The sequence below is a fragment of the Microbacterium sp. C448 genome, assembly GCF_000582705.2.
Taxonomy (GTDB): Bacteria; Actinomycetota; Actinomycetes; order Actinomycetales; family Microbacteriaceae; genus Microbacterium; species Microbacterium lacus_A.
The window spans coordinates 1-10,545 of sequence record NZ_HG779763.1; the positions used below are offsets into that span (position 1 = coordinate 1).

Consider the following 10,545-nt stretch of genomic DNA (forward strand, 5'->3'; position numbering starts at 1 on the left):
ACGCTGATCACAACCTCCGGGAGAGCTACACCTAGCTAGACCCACCTTCTCAATGTGTTCACCTGGAAACGACGCCCTGTACGCCAGATCGAGCGCGTCCCACACGTGGCCCGTCTCACCCACGGTCGACTGAAGTTTCGAGATCGTGAACGCAGCCGGATCGATCTCCTCAACGTTCACAAAGCGGGTTAGGTGTGCCAGGGCAGCTCGATGAACGAGCTCGATGGGGAGCAGGTCCTCGAGCTCGTGCACGTCGACTCCGGGATCAAAAGAGAGGCCTGACGACGATGCCCACACATCAAGACGGACGATGTACTCATCGCGGAGAACTCGCTTCTTCCGAGCTTCCCCTCTTTTCAGGACCTTTTCGGCGTCGCGCCCCGATTGGTCTCCGTCCAGCAGCGCGACGCACGGCGGCTTTATCGTGTCGCGCCCGCGGGCGAGATACACCATGTACGGAATGCCGTCGGCTCCTCCAGCAGCAACAATTGTCACTTCGTTGAGGTCCAACGCTCCCGCCGTGGTACCGGAACTTTTCGCGAGATGGGCCGCGACACCCGCGATCAAAACCTGATCTGCAAGTCCTTCGACAAACAGGTTCCGGCCCCCGATGAAGGCGGTCTCGGCAACGTAGGTGCCCAGAGAAGACCTGAGTGGTTCGTAACGATTGTTCGCCGCGTCATTCACGACTCGCGTCCCCTCGTCCTCGGATCCTTTGTCGAGCACGCGGATGCGGTGGGGAGCATTCTTGTCGATCAAGAACGGGGAGTGCGTGACGTATAGCACCTGACTTCCAGTGCTTCCATCTTCCGGGAGCGCGTAGTCGTGAAGAATTCGCAACAGGTCCTGCTGACCAACGCTCGACAGAAAAGCATCCGGCTCATCCAGCAGCAGAATATCTGGTCGAGTTTGAGTCAGGCGGTGGGCGGTGAGCTGTACAAAGTAGCTCAGGAAGTAGCGCAGCCCTTGACTTCGCTCGCCGAACGAGTATGTGGAACCGGTGCGATCGCGGATTGTGAAAGCGAGCTCGTGCTCGCGTGCCTCGAGTATCAAGTCAAACTCTCGGTCCTGCGTCCACCACCGCTGAACGTTGAGATTGTCGCGGATCGCGGCATTCATTGCTCCTACGACTGCCTCAACTTGTCCTTCGCGGCCGGACGCGAGAGCCTCGCTTAGCTCGGTGAAAGCGCGCGTATCGATACGTGCAGCGTCGACGAGCAGCATCTTGGCCAGTTCGAATTCTTCCCGCCGACGCTGTTCCGCCTGCTCGGATGCTTCGTCTGCCGGTGGAGCAAGTGAGGGAGCGACCAACTGGCCGACCGCCGCTTCGGTGGGATCCGCGAGCCCGAAAATTCGATCAAAGACGGCGGATCGCTGTCTGCGATCGTGCAGGCGTGTGCGCTTCTTGCCGATCAATTCGGCGATCGAGATACTGTCCGGGATCGCGACTCCGGTCTTCAGTTCAAAGGTCCTGGGCAGCGCTGCTTCCAACTTGGCGAGCTGTCCCGCCGGGAGCTTCACCCGTTCCCCGTGGATCACGAGGAACGGGTCCTCGGACCCGGGTCTGTACAGGCCGAACTCCCTTGCATCACCGATCGCCGCCACCCCGGCCACCTGTTCGCCGTCGTCGAGTTTGAAGACTGCACCGAACTCGGGAAGGCGGATCTTGTCTGCCTCTACTGAATACTCTTCGCTATAGCGGCAAAAGTCCTCGCGTCGGATCGGTTCCCCCGTCAGGGCCGCTTGGACCGCCTTCAGGAGCTGGCTCTTCCCTGCTTCGTTTGCACCCACAACTGCAGTGATGTCCGTTTCGAGCGGTACGCGGACGAACGGATACCAGGGCTCCTGTTCTTCCCAGGGAGCAGCTTCCGATTTCTCGCGTGCCTTCAGCTCGAAGTCGAAGTTGAACGAACGAACGAAAGAACCGCACGTCGATGCGCGTTAGCTTCATTACTCTCCCCAGTAGCCCGAGGTCGCGGAGTGCGGCGACATTGAGGAGCATCGTAGCGATACCCTCCGACGCTGTGGGAGCTATCCACTCGGCGCCATCAGCACACCACGTGCGCGCAGCCCACAATTGGGCCTGCGGAAGCCGGTCGGACTGCGCGCGGTGACGCTCATGGAACATCTCGCGCGACACCTCTGCGTTCGTACCCGCACAGAGCCTGCCTTCGACAGGCGGGCTCAGTCGCGCTTCAGGCAGATGCCCGAGAAGGGGCCCACGCCGCGCTGCGCTCACATCTCACGAGGCCGATGCGCGAGGAAAGGAGGCAATCCCCAAAGGAACATTACGAAGTGCGACGACATACGAAAAGAAACTGCGATGCACGTAGGCACTATGCCTGGTGGTGACACAGCTACGCATGTATCCTGCTGTCATGCGAGGCGGATTGCGGAGTTGGAAGCGCGGGGCTGAATCCCGCGGAATCCGCAATGCGATCTCGTACGCGTTCGACGGCACATGCGATGCACATCGCTCTCCGACCGGAGTGGAATCTGCGCGGCAGTACGGTGCGACCGACGAGGCCACCGTCACGCGGTTCGTGGCGGTAGCGGGAGAGTTGTCCCGCGACGAGCTAGACACCTCCGCCCTACGGGGGTGGATCCAGGGGGAGGATCCCGAGACCGGTGAGCCGCGCGGGCTCATGCACCGGACGGAGAACACCGACCTACTCCTGGACGGGACGATCAACTTCCCGAAGTCGTACAGCATCGCGGCGCTGCTCGACCCGGGGCTCGCCCAGGAGTTCGAGTTGCTGCAGGACCGCATGCGCGACCGCACCATCTTGCTCTGGCAGCGCGAGCTGAACGCGCGCCGTGGTCGGGGCGGATGCATCCGCGAAGACATCGCTCGGCTCGAAGTCGTCGAGCTGCAACATCGGCGGTCGCGGGCGCTCGACCCGCACATCCATCGACACCTGTGGCTGAACATGAAGGTGCAGGGAGCCGACGGCAAGTGGTCGAGCCTGGACTCGCGGGTAGCGCTCAAGCTCCACAACGTTGTCAACGCGGAGGGCGAGTTGGCTGCTCGCAGCGACCCACGCTGGGTGGCCGCACTCGCCTCCCGCGGATACACGCTTGACGCGAATGGTGAGATCGCGCAGCTCGCCCACGTCGTGCGCCCGCTCTCGCGACGGTCGAACCAGATCGAAGCCAACCGTGTTCGGCTGATTGCGGAGTGGCGCGAGGAGCACCCCGGGCGGCAACCTGGCATCGACGATCTCCACCACATCGACGAACTGGCGTGGGCTCAACGACGACCGGGCAAGCCCGCCCATCTCGATGAAGCCGAGTGGGAGGAGAGGGTCCGCAGCGAACTCGCCAATATCGATCCCATCCTGCTCTGGCAGCGGAACCCGGCCCGGCTCGACCCCACCCCGATCGCCGACCTCGATCGAGACCTGCTCGCGCGGATGGCACTCGTCGAGGCAGATGCCCGTTCGGTCTCGAGCAGCGGGCGGTTCTCGTCATGGGATCTGCGTGCCAGCGCCATCCGCGCCATCTCCCGAAGCGGGGTCATTGCCGAGAGAGACGCGCTCGACGAGCTGATCGACGACGTCGCGTCGCGGGCGACCGGGCACACGATCGACCTGGTGCCGGACGATCCCGCCAAGCCTGCGCACATCAAGGCGCTCATGGCCGAAGCGACGGTGCTGCTCAAGCTGCGGGTCGCCAATAGGTTTGCGGTGCTTGCCGCACCCGGGCAGTTGCCTGACGAACGACAGATGCGCACTGTCGCACGGCGTTTGGTGGGGGTGAGCGCCGAGCTCGTTAATGCGCAGCTCGCCGCAGCCTCCACCATCGCCGGCACCGGACGCCTCGTGTCGGTGACCGGGCCTGCCGGGTCGGGCAAGACGACGCTGTTGCGCGTCGCACTCCACGCCCTGCGACTGCAGCGGCGACGCATGATCGTGGTCGCGCCTACCAAGAAAGCGGCTGCCGTAGCCGAGCGCGAGATCGGGGCCACGGCATCCAGCCTGCACGCATTGCTCGCCGACCACGGTTGGCGCTGGGGAATCGACGAGGCGGGAGCGCCTGTGTGGACCCGCTTGCAGATCGGTCAGACGGATGCGGCGACCGGCCGCGTGTACCGCGGGCCGCGCGACTTCCGACTCGGTCGAGGCGATCGCATCGTGGTGGACGAGGCCGGGATGATGGACCTCCACACCGCGGACACGCTCGCGATCGTCGCGGGGGAGACCGGGGCTGGGATCGCCATGATCGGCGACCCGCGCCAGGCTGCGCCTGTTGGCCACGCGGGCGCGATGGCCGCGATGACCCAGGTAGCCGACAACGTCGTCGAGCTGAGCGAAGTTCACCGCTTCACCGACCGCGCCTATGGAGATCTCACGCTGAGGTTGCGGAAGGTCGCGATGGCGGAGGACGCGGTCGGAGTCGCCGCGGCTCTCGATGACGGAGGGCACGTCGCACGAGTCGCCGGCACGGATGCGGCGCACGACCTCATGGTGAACGCGTGGTTCGACTGGGCGGAGCGCGGCAAGCGCGTCGCGCTCGTGACTGCCACCAACGACGATGCGGCGGCAATCAGCGAAGCGATTCAGCAGCGCCGCGTCGCGACCGGCGCAATTCGCCCGGATGTCGTCGCCCACGGTCGTAACGGTCAGCAACTGCTCGTCGGTGACGTTGTGCAGACTCGGCGGAATGACCGAGCCGCCGGAGTGCAAAATCGCGCCACCTGGGTCATCACCGCGATACGGCCGGAGCGCATCGAACTCCGGAACCTCGCCGACACCACCGAACGTCGACACGTCTCGGCCGAATACACATCCGACCATGTGCACCTCGCTTATGCGTCGACGGTCCACGGCATTCAAGGCGATACCGCGGATGCGTCCGTTGTAGGCCCGGGCGTCGATGCTGCGGGACTCTACGTCGGCCTGACCCGCGGTCGAGTCTGGAACCAGGCCGTGGTTGTCGCGGGCTCTCAGGATGCGGCGCTCCGCGAACTCGCCGAGGCGATGCGCCGTGGCAGCCCGGAGTCGACGCTTGAGGAATCGCGCCGTGCTGCGCGGCTGGATCTATCGCGAGCGGCGCGCGAAGCGACTCGGTCGCCTGCCGGTGGGGCGCCCTCGTGGTCGCGAGAGACGGCTCACGGCACGGGTCTGAGCCGGTGACCGCGTCGATGTCGAGTCGACTGGTGTTCCGTATATTGCTATGTTCCACATTATGCGGAACGCGCTCTTTTCTGGAACGGATGCGCTCGTAGACGGGTTCAGCGAAGCGCTGAAGTCGGTCGGAGCGCGTTCGGTGGTTGTCGAGCGCCAAACCGGCAGCAACGGAGTCGACGCAGTGGTGCGGGCGCAGTTTGGATCAGTTCCGCTCGTGCTGGACGCCGAAGTGAAGCTGACTCCGCCACGAACCCGTGCCGAGGTCGGAGCGCTACCGAGCGTTCAGTCCGGGAGCGTGCCGGTGATCGTCGCGCCGTTCCTTTCGCCCGTGGTGCGTGACGAACTCGCTCGAGCCGGGTGGTCGTACTGGGATGCGACCGGAAACATGCGCATCTCGAGCAACTATCCGGCGGTCTGGATCGATCGGGTCGGTGCATCACGAGACCCCGAACCGCGCAATGACGCCCAGCCGCAGCGACTTCGATCGCTAAAGGGCAAGGCGGCTTCGCAAGTCATCGTCCGACTGCTCAGCACTCGACGCGAGGCATCGGTGCGGGAGCTATCGCGCGAGACCGGAACCGGCCTAGGCACGGTCAGTCGTGTCGTCGAACTGTTGCGTGAAGAGGGACTGCTGGAGGACACCCGCGGCGGTCCGATCGTCGTTGCCGATCAGCTGGAGCTGGCGCGGCGTTGGGCCAGCGACTACGGATTCGTGACCACGTTCAAGCCAGCTCGATACTTCTCACTCGTGGGTGACGAGATTGCGCTCGACCGTCTGCAGCGATCCGGGCTCACCTACGCGCTGACGGGTACGCGTGCTGCGGCGATCGAGTTCGAGAGGCGGGGACTTGTCGCGCCCCTGCCTGCTTCGGAGATCTGGCTCTATACCGGCAACGTTCGGGGGGTGGAGCGTGCTCTCGATCTTGCGCCGGACCGACGCGGAAACATTCTTGTAGCTCGAGCAGATTTCTTGACTGCGGGTGAGGGGACTCAGGGGACCGAGCCGCGGATCGCGGTGCCTTGGCGAATCGTCGGTGACTTGCTGGGCGCAGGCGGGCGCCCCGCTGCAGTCGGTGAAGAACTCGCGGCGACCCAACCCACTGGAGTGACCGTTTGAGGGGCGTCCTCGCCCTGGCGCGGGACGGTGTTGACGCTGAAGCCGATCGTCGTCGGTACCTTGGCTTCGTCGGAGTTTCGTATTACATTAAAGACATGGTTGCGAACGAGACGATCAACGGCACGCCGGTCACCGAAGCGCAGATCGCTGAGTGGGCCGCCGAGGCTGAAGCTGGCTATGACGTCGAGGCGTTGAAGAAGCGCGGTCGAGGACGGCCTGGGCGGGGTGCGGAGCCGTCGCAGGTCGTTGCGCTGCGGCTCACGGCCGAGGAGCTCGCCGCCCTTGACGCTGCTGCTGATCGCGAGCACAAGTCTCGCTCGGAACTCATCCGCGAGGCTCTCGCGATGTACGCGACGTGAGGGTTCACGAGACCGCCCTCAAGCACGGAGTTTCGGCGGACGATGCCGTTCAGGCTGCGTCCTGGCCGATCTGGGTTGAGGAACTCGACGACGACTCACCGGCCCGGCAGCTCAGGCTGGGCTTTGACACGCAGGGTCGCCTGCTGGAGACCGTCGTGCTCGTTTTCGACAGCGGCAATGAACTCGTCATTCATGCCATGAAAGCGCGACCGCAGATGCTTGACCTCCTGCCCTGACTCAGCGAGTCGTGAGCACGTCGTCAGTGCGCGTGCACGCCCGGCTCTCCATCCAGTCGAGGATGCCGGAGCGCTTGTACAGGATCGTCTTGGCAGAGATTCGGTAGAACGTTGGGCCGCCACCGCGGTAGCGCAGCTGTGCGAGAGCCGCGCGCGTCATGTGCATCATCTGGGCGGCGTCATCAAGATCGAGCCATTCATCGTTGGTTCCCACAATCCGACCCTTTCTGCGTAACCATGTCATCAATACGCACAAGCTAAAATCAGTTGCGTAGCTATGTCAATAGCGCGCATCGATGTGGCATCATGTCGATGTGAGCAAGCCGATCAGACTCTCGGGCCGCAGCATCCTGGTGCCGCCGGGCCTGTCGTTGAAGCCGATCATCGAAGCAGACATGCTCGTCGGTCGAGAAGACATCGTCGGGCTCGAAGACGACGAGCGGGCCCGTGTTCGCCTGCGACTCGAATACTCAGGGGACGCGGGCAGGTACGAGATCGCCGAGTTCGCACTCGATCGGGCACAGTTGCCGCTCGAGATTGGTGGGACGCTGCTCCGCACAGTTCGCGTCCACACCATCGCGCGACGCGCTGTCGCCTACTCGCTGCCGCTGTGGACCATCGGCATCATCATGCTCCGCGACAAACAGCGGAACGGGACGCTCGAGGACTTCGTACCGTTCGAGCCCACGCATCCGGAGACCCTTCACCTCACGGCGCTGGTGTATCGCATCGCAGAGATCTCGAACGAGAATCCAGCGCTCGCCGTAGCCGAAACGATGGGGCTGAAGCAGCGAACAGCGACGAACTGGATCGCGCGGGCCCGGTCTGCGGGCTACATGACGACGGTCGTCGATCAGTCCGGAGCGCGACGCATCGCAATGGGCCTGATGGAGAAGATGGGTATGGAGCCCGACATCTCCGACGAGGAGCACCAGGCATTTCTCGACTCACTGATCGGTCGCCATGGGAACGATTGAGGCCTACGAGACCGGGGCGGGCAAGCGGTATCGCGTCCGATACCGAACGCCAGATCACCGCCAGACCGACAAGCGCGGCTTCCGCACCAAGCGCGACGCCGACCTCTTCCTCGCCACCGTCGAAGTCTCGAAGGCAACGGGGGAGTACATCGAACCAGCTCGGGCGCGCACCACGATCGCCGAACTCGGAGTCGGATGGCTCGAGGCAAAGCGTTCGCGACTGAAGCCGTCGAGCTACAAGGCGCTCGAAGACGCATGGCGCGTCTACGTCATGCCGCGGTGGGGAACCACTCAGGTCTCGGCAATTGCGCACAGCGACGTGCGAACGTGGGTCTCGCAGCTGTCCGCGGGCACCGCGAAGACGAACCGGCGAGACCATCCGCGCACTCGTGCGCAAGGCGCGAGACCCAAGAGCGCAACGGTCGTGATTCGCGCACACGGGGTGCTCGCATCCGTCCTCGACATCGCGGTCAAGGATCGCCGCATCCCGCACAACCCTGCGCGCGGTGTCGATAACCTGCCTCGGAAGGGCAGAAAGGCGCACCGATACCTCAGCCACCAGGAGATCGAGCGCCTCGCCGTCGCATCCGGAGATCACTCGACCGTCGTGTATCTCGCGGCGTACACAGGGCTTCGTTGGGGCGAGTTAACCGCGCTGCGCGTCCGCGATGTTGATGCCTTGCGCCGGCGGCTCGCGGTGAACGAGAACGCCGTGCGTGTGGGCGCGCAGATCCACGTAGGGACGCCGAAGACCCACGAACTGCGGTCGGTGCCGTACCCCGAGTTTCTTGAGCTGCCGATCGCGCAGTTGTGCGAGGGGAAGTCGCGCGATGCGATCCTGTTCGGCGACGGCCTCGACTACCTGCCGCGCCCGCGCGCCTCGGGGAAGTCGCGTTCCTGGTTCACGACCGCGTTGGACGTGGCAGGCCTCGAGCGCATGACGGTGCACGACCTACGACACACCGCGGCGTCGCTCGCGATCAGTTCGGGCGCGAATGTGAAGGCGGTGCAGCGGATGCTCGGACATGCGTCCGCGGCGATGACGCTGGATGTCTACGCCGATCTCTTCGACGACGACCTCGACACGGTGTCGGCGTCGCTGAACGCTGCGCGGACGCGTGCCGTCGCCGCGACTTAGTCAATTGACTGACGGAAAGTGCTCGTCGATGAAACCGTGGGCAGCTGGGCTAGGCGGTGTGGTGTCACTGCCAAGCGGTCAATTGGTGCGCGGGCGCGGGCTGAGAAGCGGCCCGATCGACGTGGCTGACGCGCCGGATTTCGGGGTGTATCTCAGGGCCCGCATGCACCAGGCGAGTTGGCAATCGCAGTGGATTGCGTGGCCGGACTTCCGTCTGCCTCGAGAGCCGTCGAGCGCGCTATCCGCACTACGTGAGGCTTAGGACCGGTCGGCCACCGAGAGGGTGGAGATTGCTTGCGGTGGCGGGACAGGGCGAACGGGAACCGCTCTCGCCATCCTCGCACGGTACGACGGGGTACCGGCCGATGACGCCGTCGCATGGGTGCGCGCCGCCTATCGGCGCAACGCCGTCGAAACCCCCTGGCAGCGCAAGTTCGTGCGTGAGGCACAGCTACCGCTCTGACCCGAAAACGATCGTTTCCGGGACTATGATCCGCTGTTGGCCGCGAGCGGTCCGCAAACGGGGGCCGTATCGAAACCGGCTTTCGGGACAGGCGGTTTCGGTACACAGTTTCGGGCCAGCCGGGTCCGAGTTAGGTGGTCATGGTTTAGCGGTCGTCGTCGTCAGAAAGGTCTTCGAGCACTTCGAACGGCGACTCTACGTCGCCGCGCCATGCCTCGATGCCTTCACGGATTGCGAGAACGGCAACCACGAGAGCAGCCACGGAGTCGGCCCACCACCATCCGAACAGGGTGTTGAGAATGAGGCCGATGAACACGGCCCCCGAGAGGTAGACGCACAGGATGAGCTGCTTTGCGTCGGCCATGACGCTCTTAGAGTCCAGTTCGCGACCGGTGCGCACTTCAAACCACGCCAGAAGCGGCATGATGACCAAGCTCAATGCGGTGATACCCAGGCCGAGCAGGCTGTGTTCCGGTCCCTCCTGGGTGATCAGACTCGTTACCGCGTCGACGGTCACGTAGGCGGCGAGGGCAAAGAACGCGAGGCCGATTGCGCGAACGGTGACCTTCTCCCAACGCTCGGGGTCTTTCCTCGTGAACTGCCAGGCGATTGCTGCGGCTGACAGCACTTCCACGATGGAGTCGAGCCCGAAGCCGATCAGTGCTGCGGACGACGCCAGCGTGCCGGCCCAAATCGCGACGATCGCCTCGATGACGTTGTAGGAGATCGTGAAGCCCACGATGAAGCGCACTCGGCGGTGCAGCTTCGCGCGACGTTCGCCGCTCAGAACCGCGCTCATGCGCTCGCCCCCGTTCCGCAGCAACCCGGCACGGTGCAGGAGGAGTCGATGCAAGGTGCGCTCTCATCGACTGCCAACGTCACGTCTACGAGCGTCTTCAACGCTGCTGCAAGGTGAGGGTCGGCGATTTCGTAGCGGGTCTGTCGACCCTCGGGCTCGGCGACGACAATCCCACAGTCCCGAAGGCATGTGAGGTGGTTCGACACGTTTGACCGTGACAGGCCAAGATCGCGGGAAAGGACAGCCGGATAGCTCGGCTCGTCGAGCAACCTCATCAGGATGCGAGAGCGGGTCGGATCAGCCATGGCCCGGCCGAGCCGGTTCATG

At 64.3% G+C, this 10,545-nt stretch carries 11 protein-coding genes; 7 read left to right on the forward strand and 4 right to left on the reverse strand.

What is annotated here, in order from left to right; translation table 11 throughout:
* Positions 1-1,791, reverse strand: a 1,791-nt coding sequence (locus MIC448_RS12980; protein WP_051513849.1) for an ATP-dependent endonuclease, incomplete at its 3' end; no start/stop codon positions are given.
* 698 nt (positions 1,792-2,489) lie between these two features.
* Between MIC448_RS12980 and MIC448_RS12985 the strand changes: the two genes are divergently transcribed.
* From MIC448_RS12985 to MIC448_RS13000, 4 genes are all read left to right on the forward strand, one after another.
* Positions 2,490-5,135 carry an AAA family ATPase gene (locus tag MIC448_RS12985; RefSeq protein WP_158497548.1) on the forward strand — a complete coding sequence of 882 codons (2,646 nt, stop codon included), beginning with the start codon at positions 2,490-2,492 and terminating at the stop codon, positions 5,133-5,135.
* 52 nt (positions 5,136-5,187) lie between these two features.
* The gene (locus MIC448_RS12990; RefSeq protein ID WP_144238050.1) at positions 5,188-6,246 is read left to right on the forward strand and encodes a hypothetical protein; all 1,059 of its coding nucleotides are present in this window, start codon (positions 5,188-5,190) and stop codon (positions 6,244-6,246) included.
* 95 nt (positions 6,247-6,341) lie between these two features.
* Positions 6,342-6,605, forward strand: a complete 264-nt coding sequence (locus tag MIC448_RS12995) for a ribbon-helix-helix protein, CopG family (protein ID WP_036300481.1) — start codon at positions 6,342-6,344, stop codon at positions 6,603-6,605.
* The gene (locus MIC448_RS13000; protein ID WP_036300483.1) at positions 6,602-6,841 is read left to right on the forward strand and encodes a toxin; all 240 of its coding nucleotides are present in this window, start codon (positions 6,602-6,604) and stop codon (positions 6,839-6,841) included. The genes MIC448_RS12995 and MIC448_RS13000 overlap by 4 nt, the downstream gene beginning before the upstream one ends.
* 1 nt (position 6,842) lies before the next feature.
* Here the strand turns inward: MIC448_RS13000 and MIC448_RS13005 are convergent, their stop codons facing one another.
* Entirely contained in the window at positions 6,843-7,055 is a 213-nt protein-coding gene (locus MIC448_RS13005) for a helix-turn-helix domain-containing protein (protein ID WP_051513853.1), read from the reverse strand.
* Positions 7,056-7,155: 100 nt separating this feature from the next.
* Between MIC448_RS13005 and MIC448_RS13010 the strand changes: the two genes are divergently transcribed.
* The 3 genes from MIC448_RS13010 (at position 7,156) to MIC448_RS16475 (ending at position 9,419) form a co-directional block, all read left to right on the forward strand.
* Positions 7,156-7,818 carry a hypothetical protein gene (locus MIC448_RS13010; protein WP_036300489.1) on the forward strand — a complete coding sequence of 221 codons (663 nt, stop codon included), beginning with the start codon at positions 7,156-7,158 and terminating at the stop codon, positions 7,816-7,818.
* Entirely contained in the window at positions 7,805-8,956 is a 1,152-nt protein-coding gene (locus tag MIC448_RS13015) for a site-specific integrase (protein WP_036300492.1), read from the forward strand. Before MIC448_RS13010 ends, MIC448_RS13015 begins: the two co-directional genes overlap by 14 nt.
* Before the next feature lie 283 nt (positions 8,957-9,239).
* Positions 9,240-9,419 carry a hypothetical protein gene (locus tag MIC448_RS16475; protein WP_243420025.1) on the forward strand — a complete coding sequence of 60 codons (180 nt, stop codon included), beginning with the start codon at positions 9,240-9,242 and terminating at the stop codon, positions 9,417-9,419.
* Between the two features lie 145 nt (positions 9,420-9,564).
* Here the strand turns inward: MIC448_RS16475 and MIC448_RS13025 are convergent, their stop codons facing one another.
* On the reverse strand, positions 9,565-10,218 hold the full coding sequence (locus MIC448_RS13025; protein ID WP_036300494.1) for a cation diffusion facilitator family transporter: 654 nt from the start codon (positions 10,216-10,218) through the stop codon (positions 9,565-9,567).
* Entirely contained in the window at positions 10,215-10,544 is a 330-nt protein-coding gene (locus tag MIC448_RS13030) for a helix-turn-helix transcriptional regulator (protein ID WP_036300497.1), read from the reverse strand. The genes MIC448_RS13025 and MIC448_RS13030 overlap by 4 nt, the downstream gene beginning before the upstream one ends.
* Position 10,545: the final 1 nt, after the last annotated feature.

Bases quoted from the DNA above. Each gene is read 5' to 3' on its own strand.
- MIC448_RS12990 (WP_144238050.1), top strand. From the start codon at position 5,188: ATGCGGAACGCGCTCTTTTCTGGAACGGATGCGCTCGTAGACGGGTTC.
- MIC448_RS12995 (WP_036300481.1), top strand. From the start codon at position 6,342: ATGGTTGCGAACGAGACGATCAACGGCACGCCGGTCACCGAAGCGCAG.
- MIC448_RS13015 (WP_036300492.1), top strand. From the start codon at position 7,805: ATGGGAACGATTGAGGCCTACGAGACCGGGGCGGGCAAGCGGTATCGC.
- MIC448_RS13025 (WP_036300494.1), bottom strand. From the start codon at position 10,218: ATGAGCGCGGTTCTGAGCGGCGAACGTCGCGCGAAGCTGCACCGCCGA.
- MIC448_RS13030 (WP_036300497.1), bottom strand. From the start codon at position 10,544: ATGAACCGGCTCGGCCGGGCCATGGCTGATCCGACCCGCTCTCGCATC.